Source organism: Vibrio sp. 10N.286.48.F5, from assembly GCF_041469785.1.
In the GTDB taxonomy this organism is placed as follows: Bacteria; Pseudomonadota; Gammaproteobacteria; order Enterobacterales; family Vibrionaceae; genus Vibrio; species Vibrio crassostreae_C.
In genome coordinates this window covers 16219-30651 of record NZ_JBFRLG010000005.1, presented here as the reverse complement: position 1 = coordinate 30651, position 14433 = coordinate 16219, and the positions used below count along the sequence as shown (strand labels likewise).

The window sequence follows — 14433 nt, the reverse complement described above, 5'->3', positions numbered from 1 at the left end:
TTAAGCCAAGCGTGCGACAGGCCAAACAAACGAATAACACTATAATTAAATCGTTAGTCCAAACTAAAAAGTCAGACGACAAATAGGAAATCATTGAAATGATGAAGAAACTGAAATCGAAACGCCTTGATAAGACCGTTGCTGCAAACCGTCGTAAGCGTATGCTTTCAAATAATAAGAAGAAGATCATTTGGCGCAATCGCGCTTTCATGCAGATGATTGCTGAGTAAATGTAGTTACTCAGTCAGTTTGCTTGGCACTCTTGCGATAGAGAGTGCCGAAAGTACGCTGCTATTTCTTATTGCTAGCCTTCATCTCTGCTTCTAAACGCTGCTCTTCCAACAGACGTTCTTGCTTTCGCTTCTCTTTTATCTCTTTTCTACGACGCTTGAAAAACGCTTGTAATTGCTCACGGCACTCTTCCTCTAACAAACCATGTTCAACGTCGGCATAGTGGTATGAGGCCTGGCTTTCAAACAAATTCAACACTGTACCTGCAGCGCCTGCTTTTAAGTCTGGAGCACCAAACACAATGCGCTTTACTCGGCTGTGTAGCAAGGCACCTGCGCACATTGGGCAAGGCTCTAGCGTAACGTATAAAGTGGTATCGAGTAGCCGATAGTTTTCTAAGGTTTGACCGGCTTTACGCAAGGTTTCAATTTCTGCGTGTGCCGTAGCATCGTGGCTGCCAATCGAACGGTTCCATCCTTCAGAGATAATCTGCCCATCTTTCACTAATACCGCACCAACAGGAACCTCTCCCTCGCTCTCTGCTTGCTTAGCTACCTCAATGGCGCGTCGCATGAAGATTTCATCTTGAGGGGTGAATTGATGGTCTGACAAAGGGAACTCCAGAAACAAAGGATAAAAACGAAAATAGGTATGCGGTGAAGCATACCTAATCTTAGAGATAATGAACAATAAAGAGGTAATAGACAACAACAGACAATGAACCATTGCCGCTTGCTGGTTGGTCGAACTGTTAGCTATTAGCGTCTTCTATGTCATCGGCTATTGGCGTCGCTTTGATACTCACAATGCGATTGTTCTCAACAGAGATAATTTCAAACTGCCACTGCTGGTATTGAACAACTTCGCCTGCATCCGGTAAGCGCCCTATTAACCATGTCACAAGGCCATTCAGCGTTTGGAAGCTCTCGCTTTCGCCCTCAAAATCCGATAGCTCTAAACGGTTTTTCAGTTCACTGATAGGAATCAATCCATCCACCAACAAACCGTCTTCCACTTGCTCGGTCCAAAGATCGTTCGGATTATTCGATAGCTCGCCAGCAATCGCCTCAAGAATATCGTAATGAGTCACAAGACCTTGAACATCGCCATACTCGTCGACAATGAATGCCATCTCGGTGCCCGACTCTTTAAAGTAGCCAAGTAGACGCAGAGCTTTCATCGATTCTGGAACATAGATCGGCGAGCGAGACAGCCCCATGATCACTTGAATGCTTAGATTGCCCGCCTGATTCAGCAAGGCTTTGGCTGACACTGTACCCACCACTTTATTGAGGTGATCTTGGCACAATGGAAACACACTGTGTTTTGATGAACGCAGTTTCTTTAATATCTGCTCAACGGGTTGGTCGACATCCAGAAAGTCGATGTCTCGACGCGGAGTCATCAATGAGCTCACAAGACGATCATCAAGCTGCAAGATATTACGAATCATCTCTTGTTCGCCGCGTTCAATCACACCCGATTCTGAGCCCTCTTTCACAAGTGCATGGATATCATCTTCGGTAACGCTATCTTCTTCACCGCCTCGGCCCATCAACTTAAGAATACCTTCCGTTGAAGCCGACAACGCAAACACAAACGGCGTCGCGATTTTAGATAACCAGAAGATTGGCAGCGCGACTAACACAGCAATGTTTTCAGCTTGAGACTGAGCAAAACGCTTTGGTACCAACTCACCGACAACGATAGCGAAATAAGTAATACCTACCACCACAACCGCAGTAGACAAGATGTTCGCTTGTGTTGGGTCTAGTCCCCACAGTTCAAGTTGAACGGCTAGTGGAGCCGATAGCGTCGCCTCACCCACAATCCCGCTGAGTAGGCCGATTACCGTGATACCGATTTGGATTGTAGAGAGGAAGCGGGTTGGGTTTTCTTTGAGATCAAGAGCAACCTGAGCGGAGCGGTGTTTTTCGGCTAAGCGTTTCAGCCGACTATTTTTTGCTGCTACCAATGCAATCTCAGACATGGCAAACAGACCATTTAAAACAATTAACCCTACTAAAAGCAGAATTTTCATGTGGCTTGGATTTCCTAAATTTACCGGCCAACAATTAGCCGTAATCCGGAGTATAAGCTGAGTGCCTTTATTTTGAATATAAAAAGTTTTGGATATAGAAAGTTTTGGATATAAAAACCTTGGATATAAAAAACGGAAAAAATAGCGAAAAAAAGCCCGCACATTTCGGTGCGGGCTTAGCAATGAATAAAGCTTAGTTTTGCTTAGTTCAATCTTACATTGTGTAAGTGTAAGGTGCTTGGATACCTAGTGGGATACCAAGAGCCCAGTAAGCTAGCAAGAAGATAGACCAACCGATTAACATCGCAATCGAGAATGGCATCATTAGAGAAGCTAGAGTACCGATACCTGTCGACTTAACGTAGCGCTGACAGTAAACAACAACCAGTGGGAAGAACACCATTAGTGGAGAGATGATGTTAGACACTGAGTCACCTACACGGTAAGCCGCTTGAGATAGCTCAGGAGAGATACCCACAACCATTAGCATTGGAACTAGGATAGGACCAATCAGTGCCCACTTAGCTGAAGCAGAACCAACAAGAAGGTTAACTGCAGCCGTTAGTAGAATCATACCAACAACCGTTGCTTCACCTGGAAGGTCCATCGCTTTCAAGCCTTCAGCACCGTAAAGTGCCAGCATAGTACCGATGTTTGATTGAGCGAATGCAGATAGGAACTGAGCACAGAAGAACGACATTACAATGTATGCGCCCATCGTTGCCATCGTCTCAGACATTGCTTTGATAACATCATTACTATTCTTGAATGTACCCGCTACACGGCCGTAGACGATACCCGGAATAATAAACAGGATGAAGATCAGAGGAACGATAGACTTCATTACTGGTGCTGAGAACGCCGTTAATTCGCCTTCAGGTGAACGAAGTGCTGAGTTTTCAGGCATTAGAGCCGCGATAAGCAGACCAATACCGGCAACCATTGCCCAACCAGCGAATTTGAATGCTTTAGATTCAATGGCTGTGAACGTACCTAGATCAGGTGCTTGTTCTGCATCTTCATCTACAGGCGTATTAGCAAGACGAGGCTCGATAATTTTCTCTGTAACGTACCAACCAATTGCCACAATTAGAATTGAAGACAAACCAGTAAAGAAGATGTTCGCTAGAGGGTTGATCACATATGCAGGGTCAAGAACGTTTGCCGCTGTTTGAGTGAAACCAGCTAGTAGCGGATCAATACCTGAAGGGATAAAGTTCGCTGAGAAACCACCTGATACACCAGCAAACGCTGCTGCAATACCCGCTAGAGGGTGACGACCCGCAGCGTGGAAGATGATACCGCCAAGAGGGATTACTAGAACGTAACCTGCATCAGCTGCTGTGTGAGACACGATAGCAACCAAGATTAGCATCGGCGTTAGTAGCTTAGCTGGCGTGAAGTTAAGCATCTTCTTAAGGCCAGTCGTAATGAAGCCTGAAGAGTCTGCAACGCCAACACCTAGCATAGCAACAAGTACGATGCCTAGAGGTGCGAAGCCTGTGAACGTGGTAACCATATTCGCTAGGAAGCTAGCAAGCGCTTCACCAGTTAGTAGGTTGTTTACTTCAAGAGCAGCACCCGTTTGAGGGTTGATTAAGTCGAATGAAAGATTCGATAAAAGTGCAGATGCTACCCATACAATAACTAGAGCCCAGAAGAACAGGATTGCTGGATCTGGAATTTTGTTGCCGGCGCGTTCAATGAAGTTTAGAAAGCGGTCCATACCACTGATCTTCTCAGTCGATGGTGCTTTTTTTACGGCTTGGTTACTCATTGTAACTCCATATGTGATGTTGTTTTGTTTAGGCCTAATATAAGTTTTGACCACGGCCTATTGGTACAGCACATATTCTATTAAAGTCGTTGTTAAAAAGCACAAGATTCCACCTAATTTTCCATAAATGGAGACATATTTTGCAAAAATACCATACAACCACAACAATATAAAAACATAAAAAACACCATTCCATATACAGAGTTTTAACTAGCACGTAAACAATGTCCGAGAAGAGCAAACTATCACGACATTGAAGTTATAAACCCAATCAATCGAACTCGCTGTATTTAGAAATCATGGTATGTAATTCGATCGCTTGATTATTACCAAACCGGTCTTCCCATGAGCTTGTTATCTGAACGGTCTTCAGCGCTCCGGATAAACTGTTCGTCACTGTCCAATCAAGTTGATATTTAAAATGCGAGTGATCCATGCCATCAACAATATCCGTAGCAAAATCCGCAGGCGTTATACTCGATAAAGCGGCAGATGCGCCTCGAGTTCTAAACCATTCCAGCTTATTTTCAGCCAAATTCAAAGCTTCTACACTATGAATAGCAAAGTCAGACTTTTGCTCAACATATGTTTGTAACTTAATTAGCCCTAGCGAACCGACTCCGATCAATAAAAATGAAATGAGTACTTCAATTAGGCTAAAACCTTTTTGCTTATAAATCATTCCATGAACCTTTTTGCCATCTTGGCTTAGGTGAAAATTCGAACTCATCAATAACATCTGAATTGAATGAAAAATTCAGAGAGTTATTAAATAGCGCCATTTGCCCTTCTGTATCAAAAAATTGTCCCCCCGTGAAACTGAATGCGCCAGCTTGCGCATAAGTTGCATGGTATGGCGTAAGAGTACTTGAAGAACCATACATAGTATTAATTAGGTCACTAAATACTGAATTTACAAAAGGTTTCACTTCCGTCATCGAGTCCCATTGAGAAGGAGTGGGAGAGTAAGTATTATTAAAATGAAAAAATACACCGCTAATATCGCCAGAACCAGTGACCCCAAAAACACCGTCATGAACAAGTAAAAACAAATCGGTTCCCGGGTGTGCAGCCTGTAAATTTACAATATTCGTCACATCAACTGGCGCTAGTTGGCAAGAGCCATCAATCCAAACTTTATTGGGCTGTCCATTCACTATTGAATCAGAAAATTGGCTATAGCAATCAACACTACTAGAAGGCATTGAAACTTTAATAAATTCGTTATCTACATCATCACGAACCTCTTGCCACTTACTTTTATCGACTCCGAAAAAATCTTTAAAAGGGTCGATAGTGTCATCTCGCTGAATATCTAACCCAACATTATGAGAACTTATCACTCCAAAGGAGTTCTCCCATATCCCTGATTTAACAGCTGTCGATGTCTTATGAGAAGGCTTACAATCCTTAGTGGGATCATGCCCGGCTCCTGGAGATTCAATAGAACTACTTACGCCATGATTGGTAATACCAGTCGCAATAAACCTATATTTAACCACTGCCCCGATACACTCATAAGCTTCAGCAGCCGAGTCAAATTCACCAGGGTCTGGTGGTGAAAAAAGTGCTGAGCCAAAAGAAATAACATCAGAAGTCGACTTCATAGCTCCATAACCAACTGAAGATGAAAAGATTATTTTTTTATTAACACTGCTATGACCAACTTGAGAAAGCAAAATTTCAGGGTTTGTAAAGTCAGCATTTAAGGAAGAAAAACTATACGAGTTACAAACTGTCGCTAAATTATTGGGTATTGATTGCAATTTTTGATTAACAATATATGTAAACCCACACTCTAGACCTCCCTCTGCTTCCCAATGTTGCTTGCGCGCTTCTACTTCATTCTGAGATCTTTTTATTTGATAAAAAACAGAGCGATAACTACCAAAAGTCAACATTAACGCAGTAACTAGTAATACACTTGTTGTAAGTAAAACAACCGCACCTTGTTGATTTTTATTCATCGCCAATTCCTATTTTTTACAATCACACTTGATGAATAATTAACGGACGTATCTCCTACTAATTCAGCAGAAATCATAATGGTTGTAATACCTGAACTAACCCCTTGAGATTCAATACTTGACTGATTCGCATGAAAATCAACGACTCTAATTTGATTCGGCTCAAAGATAGAAGAGCACCCACTAATCGCCGCTGATACTGTTTTTACGATACTGGAGGGGCTATCACACACCTTGACCAAGCCTGAATCAAATACAAAAGCGACATTTCGAATCTCTGATTGATGAGTGTAAGCATATGCAACCGTTTTTGAATCAGGAGAAATATATAAAGTATCGGTGGAGCCTGATAATTTTAGAGATACACCTGTCCCTCCATCGTAGCCCGCACGCTGGATATCTTCTTTAAAGTATTGAAGAGCTCCTGAAACTTGTTGTAATAGTAATAATTCTTTACTTCTCTCGGATGCGATGTTTTGTCCCGATATAAATACCGACCCCACACTTCCAATAACTACAATTCCTAAAATAGAAGAGATCATTAATTCGACTAATGTTGCACCGAATTGCTGCCTCTTAAGTGCAGGTCTGATAACCATAAAAGTCTCCTCCCACACCACAGATTCTCATTCTTCCAGAAGTACTATATGTTATAAGCTTTAAAGGCTTAGAGTTCATATCAAATAAGAGATGCCCATCTTTAGCTTTACCGTTTACTCCACTAAATTTAATTTGTTCAGAACTGTAGTTAACGGTGAAATCTATGTTTCGAAATGAAACTCCTTCCATTGTAAGGATTGCCGTACCGGTATTCGGAACATCGAATTCAGTCAATTCAATTTTCCAATCACCGGTGTCATTTGAGTTACCATTCATTAGAAAATGAGCCCAAAGATCAGTATTTCTCATAACTGCCTCAGATTTCGCCTGCATCATAAAACCATTCAGCTCGGTAGCTAGCCGTTGCATTTTCACTGTTTCCGAGACCGAACTAAAACTTGGAGCGGCAACTGCCAATAATATAGAGAGCACTGATATGGTTATGAGTAGCTCTAAGAAGGTAAACCCGCGAGACATTTCCCAAATTCCTATGTAAACCGATACGTAACCGTATTTAATCTTGCAAGGATGCTACCACCGAAGAAAAATAGGCTGAATATAGAGAAGGAACTACTCGTGATGATTCGAAAAAATAAATGTAACAACAACAACTTAAGTAACAAAGGGATGACATTGATCGAACTATTGATCGCAGTGGCTCTTATTGGAGTACTAACCGCTATTGCCTACCCAAGCTATACCGAGCATGTAATAAAATCCCATAGAACAGCAGCATTAGCTGATATGGCAAAAATCCAACTCACGCTTGAGCAGTCTTACAATGGTGTATATAGCTGGGGAAGTATTGTTTCAGGAGGGGCTTGTACTATGTGTGAATCACCAAGTGATCGCTATGTATTTTCTGTCGCAAGTTCAAGCAGCATGGCATATATAATAACTGCCACGGCACAGTCAACTAAGGGGCAAAGTGGTGACTCTTGCTTAGGCACTCCCAAAACAATGACGCTAAAATCTTCAGGTGAAGAATCCCCTGCAGATTGCTGGAACTAGTAGAAATTAATGCCCTTGGTTTGATTAAAGAATGACTAGGCATATACATGGCTGCATTTTTTAACTAAACGAGATGATCAAAAAAGCCTGCACACTGGCAGGCTTTAAAATTTTCAAATCACTATCAATTACTTAGTTAGGTCATCGAAGAAGTTTTTAACACCGCTGAAGAAACCTTCAGACTTTGGCTTGTGCTTGCTTGCCGCTTCACCACAACATGTTTCTTCGAATTCACGCAGTAGTTCTTTCTGGCGAGAGCTTAGCTTAACCGGTGTTTCAACCACTAGTTTAACGATTAGGTCACCCACACCGCCGCCACGAACGCCTTTCACGCCTTTGCCACGCATACGGAACATACGGCCCGTTTGTGTTTCTTCTGGCACTTTAAGGTTTACACGACCATCCAGTGTTGGAACTTCAACTTCACCGCCTAAAGCAGCCATAGAGAAGCTTACTGGCACTTCACAGTAAAGGTTGTTGCCGTCACGCTCAAAGATATTGTGCTCTTTTACGTGTACTTGTACGTACAAGTCGCCAGCTGGAGCGCCGTGCTCCCCTGCTTCGCCTTCGCCAGATAGACGAATGCGATCACCAGTATCAACACCTGCTGGGATCTTAACGTTAAGTGTTTTCGTCTTCTGTTTGCGACCTTGACCATGACATGAGTTACATGGGTCTTTGATGATCTTGCCTTTACCGTTACAAGTAGGACAAGTCTGTTGAACCGCAAAGAAACCTTGGCGCATTTGTACTTGGCCGTGGCCATGACAAGTGCCACACGTTTGTGCAGAAGAACCCGCTTTCGCGCCGCTGCCGTCACACGTATCACACTCTACAAGTGTTGGTACTTCGATTTCTTTAGAAACACCACGAACCGCTTCTTCTAGAGAAAGTTCCATGTTGTAACGTAGATCTGAACCACGTTGTGCACGCTGTTGACCGCCACCACGACGACCGCCGCCGAAGATGTCGCCAAATACGTCACCGAAGATATCGCCGAAGTCACCTTGGCCACCGCCGCCGAAACCACCGCCGCCGCCCATGCCACCTTGTTCAAAGGCTGCATGACCGTATTGGTCGTAAGCTGCTTTCTTTTGAGAATCGGTTAGGATCTCGTACGCTACTTTTACTTCTTTAAACTTATCTGCTGCGGTCTCATCACCCTGGTTACGGTCCGGGTGGAATTTCATCGCTAAGCGTTTGTACGCTTTTTTAATATCGCGCTCTGATGCATCGCGGCTTACGCCTAATACTTCGTAAAAATCACGTTTTGACATGTTCTAGGTCACCAAAATAATTGCTACTACCGAATGATCACTTCAGTAGTCTGTGTATCAATCTAGATAAAAGTTCTGCCGGCTGAAATGCCGAATAAAGCTATTATCTAGATCGACAAGTCTAAATACAAATTTACGGGCGTGAGAGTTACCTCTGACGCCCGCAATAATAAGTCTTTGAGACAAATTTCTAAGCAGATAGCTTGAGTCCTAAGTGGAAGCGCGGAGCCTACGTTAGTAGGTGGACACTTCCGATAACGAAATCAGGCTACTCTGCGACGAAATTATTTTTTGTCTTCTTTAACTTCTTCAAACTCAGCGTCTACAACATCGTCGTCTTGCTTAGGTTGTTCACCAGCGTCAGCACCAGCTTGTTCAGCTTGAGCTTTCTGTTGAGCAATTTCCATTAGCTTTTGAGCTGCTTGCATAAGTTCTTGAACTTTAGCGTCGATAGCTTCTTTATCGTTACCAGACTTAACTTCTTCTAGTGCAGTGATAGCCGCTTCGATTTTAGCTTTCTCGTCTGCAGGTAAAGCTTCACCAGCTTCTTCTACTTGCTTCTTAGTGCCGTGAATCATTTGGTCAGCTTGGTTACGTGCAGTTACTAGCTCTTCGAACTTTTTGTCCGCTTCTTTGTTAGCTTCTGCTTCTTGTACCATTGCTTCGATCTCTTCCTCAGACAGGCCGCCTGATGCTTGGATAGTGATCTTCTGCTCTTTACCTGTTGCTTTATCTTTAGCAGATACGTTCAGGATACCATCAGCATCTAGGTCGAATGTTACTTCGATTTGTGGCATGCCACGTGGTGCTGGTTGGATACCTTCTAGGTTGAACTGACCAAGAGACTTGTTGTAAGTCGCTTGCTTACGCTCACCTTGAAGAACGTGGATAGTTACTGCGTTTTGGTTGTCTTCAGCTGTAGAGAACACTTGATCCGCTTTAGTAGGGATAGTTGTGTTTTTCTCGATAAGCTTAGTCATCACGCCGCCCATCGTTTCGATACCGAAAGATAGAGGAGTAACGTCTAGTAGTAGAACGTCTTTAACGTCACCCGCTAGTACACCACCTTGAACAGCAGCACCCATTGCAACAGCTTCGTCAGGGTTCACGTCTTTACGTGGCTCTTTACCGAAGAATTCAGTTACTTTAGCTTGAACCATAGGCATACGAGTTTGACCACCAACTAGGATAACGTCAGTGATTTCGCCTACAGATAGGTCAGCATCCGCTAGAGCAACTTTTAGTGGCTCAAGAGAACGTTGAACTAGGTCTTCAACTAGAGACTCAAGCTTCGCACGAGTCACTTTGATGTTCATGTGCTTAGGACCAGTCGCATCAGCAGTAACGTAAGGTAGGTTTACGTCAGTTTGAGTAGTAGAAGAAAGCTCGATTTTCGCTTTTTCTGCTGCTTCTTTAACACGCTGCATTGCTAGTGGATCAGCTTTAAGGTCGATACCTTGCTCTTTCTTGAACTCATCTACTAGGTAGTTGATCATGCGGTTATCGAAATCTTCACCACCAAGGTGAGTGTCACCGTTAGTTGAAAGAACTTCGAAAGTCTTCTCGCCTTCTACTTCATCGATTTCGATGATAGAGATATCGAATGTACCACCACCAAGGTCGTATACAGCGATAGTGCGATCACCACCTTGCTTGTCTAGGCCGTAAGCTAGAGCAGCAGCAGTTGGTTCGTTGATGATACGTTTAACATCTAGACCAGCGATACGGCCAGCATCTTTCGTTGCTTGACGTTGAGCATCGTTGAAGTAAGCAGGAACAGTTACTACTGCGCCAGTTACTTCTTCGCCTAGGAAGTCTTCAGCTGTTTTCTTCATTTTCTTAAGAACTTCAGCAGATACTTGAGGAGCAGCCATTTTTTGGCCTTGCGCTTCAACCCATGCATCACCGTTGTCAGCCTTAACAATGTTGAAAGGCATGATTTCGATATCGCGTTGAACTTCTTCATCTTCAAAACGACGACCGATTAGACGCTTGATAGCGAACAGTGTGTTTTGAGGGTTAGTAACAGCTTGACGTTTTGCAGGTTGACCAACTAGCGTTTCGCCTTCTGTGTATGCGATTACTGATGCTGTTGTGCGTTCGCCTTCAGCATTTTCAATTACGCGTGGTTTGTCGCCGTCAAGAACAGCAACACAAGAGTTAGTAGTACCTAAATCAATACCAATGATTTTACCCATCAGGCCATCTCCGAAATATTTTCTATTAAGTTTTTGCTATACCCACATATGTGGGGGTGGTAATCAGGGAATCAACCCTAATACACAAAATTAAAGTGCAAATGTAATTTGCTTTCGTATGCACCATAGATAAGGGCTGCAAACTGGTTTTCAAGGGAATAAGTAAAAAAAATCTATTTTTTCCCGTATCTTTTTACATAAAGGTAAAAAGTGACCGATCCCTTGCCAATTAAGGCTCCAATGTTGAGAAACTCTCGCATTTGTCGCCACATTGAAACCTCAACCCTATTCCAGATGCCATAAAAAAAGACCTTCATGTGGAAGGTCTTTTTCAAATAGATATTAATCAGTTAAATATTGTTCAAATGGTGACTGATTCAGCCATATTATTGGTTGAGCACTAACTGGTAGAAGCTCGCTTGAGTGTAATCACCCGCTTCCATACCACGCCATTCACAGGCTGAGCTCGACTTCTTAGTGTTGCATTGATTGTATGCGCCCGCCTTGAAGTACATCCAGTCCTGTCCATAACCAAGGTCGATATCATGCCCCTGATACTTACCCTTGGCCAAATCAACATCATACGTCTTCACAATAGGATCGGCTGAGTTTGGATTCTTAGTAAAGGTTAAGTGCATGATGTTATCTTTGATATTCACATCGTATGAGAACACTTCACCTAGCTTGATGCCATCAGCAGGGTCCGAGCTGCCTTTTTTCAGATTGTATTGACCAAATACATCATGGCGAATGTCTTTACGAAGTTTCTTTCCATTTTCATCTTTCGCGTTTTTCAATTCTTTCGGCGGGTTGAGCTCGTAGTTCCATGTTAATGAACCATGCTCATGCTCTGGTAGTTTACGGTAAACAATTTTAAGAGGTTCATTGTCCGAGCCGTGAATTTGCCCGATGACGACTGAAAATGCGCCTGTTTTATTGTAGTTACCACTGGTACTCACCTGATCAACAGAAAGTGTTGCCGTCATCTGGCCACCGATAGAGCCAAACTCTTCCGCGTTCTTATGGCTTGAAATCGCGAAGTTGTTGCTCGGCGCCGAGTAGCTGTCTGCCAGCATCGCTCTTAGCTCACTGCGCGTATTCTTACTGTTTGGTGTCGTTGGTGCTGTATTCGGAGCCACAAACACCATCGCGCCAGATTCGGCATCAGTGTAGAACCATTTAGGATGAACGTAAGGTGTGTCTACATTCGACAACTCTTGCTTACCGATCTCCAATGTTTTGCCTTTTCTAGAGCCTTCTGTCGTTAGCTCCGGTAGGTTAATTTTCCATTTAGATAAATCGAAGTTTTGTGCAGGCGCTTTTGCAGGGTCAAGATTGAACTGTTGACCAATATCGTGATTAGAAGCAAGAGCGGGAGCGGCTAAAAGGCTGGCAGTCAGTAGGCTAAGGTAAGACAGCTTCATTATTGGGTTTCCTTTATGTCGTCATAATGTAGGTTGTCAGAACAATAAAATAATATTGTATTATTATATGTGATCTATATTAAAGATTGAAAACTGATGGCCAATTCGGCACGAGTAAAAAGAAAAAATGAGACTTAACACCAATCAAAGATCTTTTTAGCTAAGTTATCAGATAGCCCAAAGCACTTATCATCAGAAACAAAAAAGCCCCGCTCTGGTTGAGCGGGGCTTCGCAGTTATTGAGTCTTAATTAAGAATTAAGCTTCTGCTTTTTGCAGCTCAGCTTCTTCGTTAGCTTCAACGCCAATTTCGTTTTCAGACTTAGCAACGATAGTGTTAACCGCTGTATCACCGACTACGTTTGAAGAAGTACAGAACATGTCACAGATACGGTCAACAGCAGCAACAATCGCTAGACCTTCTGGTGGTAAACCTAGTTGGTGCAATAGAACACCGACCATCACAACACCGCCACCAGGAACACCACCAGCACCGATAGACAGTAGCAGGATAGTTAGACCAAGAGTGAAGATATCAGCAGTATTGATTGGCTGACCAAACGCGTTTGCTACGAACATAGTTGCGAGTGCAATGTAGATAGATACACCAGACATGTTCATTGTTGCACCCAGTGGTACACCGAAACCTGCTACTGACTTAGATACGTTTAGTTTGTCAGTAAGAGTACGCATTGTTACTGGGATTGTTGCGTTCGAACTTGCTGTAGATAGTGAGAATAGAACTTGCTCACGAGTTGCACGTAGGAACTGCTTTGGAGAAATACCAGTGAATGAACCAACCATCATTGGATAGAAGAAGAAAATCCAGAACACAAGCATTGCAACCACAAGCGCCACATAGCCAGCAACTGACATTAGCGTGTCTGCATCCAGTGTTGCGCCCAGTTGAATCATCAGAGCAAATACACCGTAAGGCGCCAAGCTCATTACTAGGCCGATAAGCTTCATCATGATTTCGTTAGCCATCTTGAATGTCTTGATAGCTGGGCCACCACGAGAATCAAGCGCTTGAATAGCAAGACCTGTCAAAATTGCCATGAAGATGATTTGTAGCATGTCGCCGCTTGCGAACGCTTCTACAGGGTTGCTAGGAACGATGTTAACAACAAGAGAGAAGATGTCTGGTGTTTCAGTTGTTGTAAGCGCAATTGTCTCAGAAACCGTACCCGCAAGGTTCGCACCTGCACCTGGTTGGAAAATAAGACCAATCGTTAGCGCTGCTGAAATCGCGATGATGGTGTTAATAATGTAAAGACCAAAGGTTTTACCACCAAGACGACCAAATGAACGAATATCTTTTAGCTCAACAATACCGCAAACAATAGATACGTATACAAGAGGAACTACAAGCAATTTGATAAGTGATACGAACATACCACCAGCACCTTCGGCAGCGCCAAGTAGATACGTATCAAAAATAGCAATACCGCTGAATAGGTACTGAATAGCAGTACCAATAAGTAGACCGGCGAACAAGCCTACAAAAATTTTACTTGAGAGCGATTTATCCATCGTTCTTCTCCAGTTTGTTGTGTTTGAAATTTGTACTTTTATAGTTATATATGCGACCAAAATCGCTATATGGCAGTGGATTTTACATATAAAGATAACAATTAAAAGTATTTATTTACAAAAACATCACAAATGTGACATCAAAACATTTACTCAATCACAACAAGTTTCATAACACAAAACTCTAAATCGCTGATCTGAATGAAATAAAAAGAACGACATTCTTAATGCGGTTTTGATGCTTATTTACGTGGACTCTCAAGTTATAGGCACAAAAAAAGAGAGGCCTATGCCTCTCTTTTTATTTTACGTAAACCAGTGATTTATTTTGTCGCTGCTACTAATTCAGTCAATGCGCCAGTCAACCACTTGGTA

At 42.9% G+C, this 14433-nt stretch carries 13 protein-coding genes; 2 read left to right on the top strand and 11 right to left on the bottom strand.

What is annotated here, in order from left to right:
• Positions 1-98 precede the first annotated feature (98 nt).
• Positions 99-230 carry a hypothetical protein gene (locus AB4185_RS05610; protein WP_017059878.1) on the top strand — a complete coding sequence of 44 codons (132 nt, stop codon included), beginning with the start codon at positions 99-101 and terminating at the stop codon, positions 228-230.
• A gap of 61 nt (positions 231-291) precedes the next feature.
• Here AB4185_RS05610 and tadA read toward each other — a convergent pair whose 3' ends face one another.
• From tadA to AB4185_RS05575, 7 genes are all read right to left on the bottom strand, one after another.
• Positions 292-843, bottom strand: a complete 552-nt coding sequence (tadA, locus tag AB4185_RS05605) for a tRNA adenosine(34) deaminase TadA (protein WP_050619892.1) — start codon at positions 841-843, stop codon at positions 292-294.
• A 139-nt stretch (positions 844-982) separates the two neighbouring features.
• Positions 983-2272: a hemolysin family protein gene (locus AB4185_RS05600; RefSeq protein WP_017067641.1), complete on the bottom strand. Its 1290-nt coding sequence runs from the start codon at positions 2270-2272 to the stop codon at positions 983-985.
• 214 nt (positions 2273-2486) lie between these two features.
• A complete protein-coding gene (locus tag AB4185_RS05595; RefSeq protein ID WP_017059875.1) occupies positions 2487-4049 on the bottom strand; it encodes an AbgT family transporter in 1563 nt (520 codons plus the stop codon).
• Between the two features lie 271 nt (positions 4050-4320).
• Complete coding sequence (locus tag AB4185_RS05590; protein ID WP_102385574.1) at positions 4321-4731, bottom strand: prepilin-type N-terminal cleavage/methylation domain-containing protein; 411 nt, start codon at positions 4729-4731, stop codon at positions 4321-4323.
• On the bottom strand, positions 4721-6016 hold the full coding sequence (locus tag AB4185_RS05585; protein WP_010438941.1) for a hypothetical protein: 1296 nt from the start codon (positions 6014-6016) through the stop codon (positions 4721-4723). Before AB4185_RS05585 ends, AB4185_RS05590 begins: the two co-directional genes overlap by 11 nt.
• Positions 6013-6615, bottom strand: a complete 603-nt coding sequence (locus tag AB4185_RS05580; protein ID WP_136974101.1) for a PilW family protein — start codon at positions 6613-6615, stop codon at positions 6013-6015. Before AB4185_RS05580 ends, AB4185_RS05585 begins: the two co-directional genes overlap by 4 nt.
• On the bottom strand, positions 6593-7093 hold the full coding sequence (locus AB4185_RS05575; protein ID WP_017095315.1) for a GspH/FimT family pseudopilin: 501 nt from the start codon (positions 7091-7093) through the stop codon (positions 6593-6595). The genes AB4185_RS05580 and AB4185_RS05575 overlap by 23 nt, the downstream gene beginning before the upstream one ends.
• Positions 7094-7195: 102 nt before the next feature.
• On the opposite strand from AB4185_RS05575, the gene AB4185_RS05570 reads away from it, so the two are divergent.
• The gene (locus tag AB4185_RS05570) at positions 7196-7627 is read left to right on the top strand and encodes a type IV pilin protein (protein WP_102497419.1); all 432 of its coding nucleotides are present in this window, start codon (positions 7196-7198) and stop codon (positions 7625-7627) included.
• A gap of 128 nt (positions 7628-7755) precedes the next feature.
• On the opposite strand, the gene dnaJ is transcribed toward AB4185_RS05570, so the two are convergent.
• The 4 genes from dnaJ to AB4185_RS05550 all read right to left on the bottom strand — a co-directional run bounded on the left by dnaJ (position 7756) and on the right by AB4185_RS05550 (position 14058).
• Positions 7756-8904, bottom strand: a complete 1149-nt coding sequence (gene dnaJ / locus AB4185_RS05565; RefSeq protein ID WP_136975828.1) for a molecular chaperone DnaJ — start codon at positions 8902-8904, stop codon at positions 7756-7758.
• Between the two features lie 284 nt (positions 8905-9188).
• The gene (dnaK, locus tag AB4185_RS05560; RefSeq protein WP_017067645.1) at positions 9189-11102 is read right to left on the bottom strand and encodes a molecular chaperone DnaK; all 1914 of its coding nucleotides are present in this window, start codon (positions 11100-11102) and stop codon (positions 9189-9191) included.
• Positions 11103-11488: 386 nt separating this feature from the next.
• Positions 11489-12526, bottom strand: coding sequence for a polysaccharide lyase family 7 protein (locus AB4185_RS05555; RefSeq protein WP_372135091.1), 1038 nt, complete (start codon positions 12524-12526; stop codon positions 11489-11491).
• A gap of 257 nt (positions 12527-12783) precedes the next feature.
• A complete protein-coding gene (locus AB4185_RS05550; RefSeq protein WP_019823920.1) occupies positions 12784-14058 on the bottom strand; it encodes a dicarboxylate/amino acid:cation symporter in 1275 nt (424 codons plus the stop codon).
• Positions 14059-14433: the final 375 nt, after the last annotated feature.

What these genes read in the sequence shown, in the direction of transcription:
- AB4185_RS05590 (WP_102385574.1), bottom strand. Translation starts at nt 4,731, where the DNA reads ATGATTTATAAGCAAAAAGGTTTTAGCCTAATTGAAGTACTCATTTCA.
- dnaK (WP_017067645.1), bottom strand. Translation starts at nt 11,102, where the DNA reads ATGGGTAAAATCATTGGTATTGATTTAGGTACTACTAACTCTTGTGTT.
- AB4185_RS05595 (WP_017059875.1), bottom strand. Translation starts at nt 4,049, where the DNA reads ATGAGTAACCAAGCCGTAAAAAAAGCACCATCGACTGAGAAGATCAGT.
- AB4185_RS05580 (WP_136974101.1), bottom strand. Translation starts at nt 6,615, where the DNA reads ATGGTTATCAGACCTGCACTTAAGAGGCAGCAATTCGGTGCAACATTA.
- AB4185_RS05600 (WP_017067641.1), bottom strand. Translation starts at nt 2,272, where the DNA reads ATGAAAATTCTGCTTTTAGTAGGGTTAATTGTTTTAAATGGTCTGTTT.
- AB4185_RS05585 (WP_010438941.1), bottom strand. Translation starts at nt 6,016, where the DNA reads ATGAATAAAAATCAACAAGGTGCGGTTGTTTTACTTACAACAAGTGTA.
- AB4185_RS05610 (WP_017059878.1), top strand. Translation starts at nt 99, where the DNA reads ATGATGAAGAAACTGAAATCGAAACGCCTTGATAAGACCGTTGCTGCA.
- AB4185_RS05555 (WP_372135091.1), bottom strand. Translation starts at nt 12,526, where the DNA reads ATGAAGCTGTCTTACCTTAGCCTACTGACTGCCAGCCTTTTAGCCGCT.
- AB4185_RS05550 (WP_019823920.1), bottom strand. Translation starts at nt 14,058, where the DNA reads ATGGATAAATCGCTCTCAAGTAAAATTTTTGTAGGCTTGTTCGCCGGT.
- AB4185_RS05575 (WP_017095315.1), bottom strand. Translation starts at nt 7,093, where the DNA reads ATGTCTCGCGGGTTTACCTTCTTAGAGCTACTCATAACCATATCAGTG.
- dnaJ (WP_136975828.1), bottom strand. Translation starts at nt 8,904, where the DNA reads ATGTCAAAACGTGATTTTTACGAAGTATTAGGCGTAAGCCGCGATGCA.
- AB4185_RS05570 (WP_102497419.1), top strand. Translation starts at nt 7,196, where the DNA reads ATGATTCGAAAAAATAAATGTAACAACAACAACTTAAGTAACAAAGGG.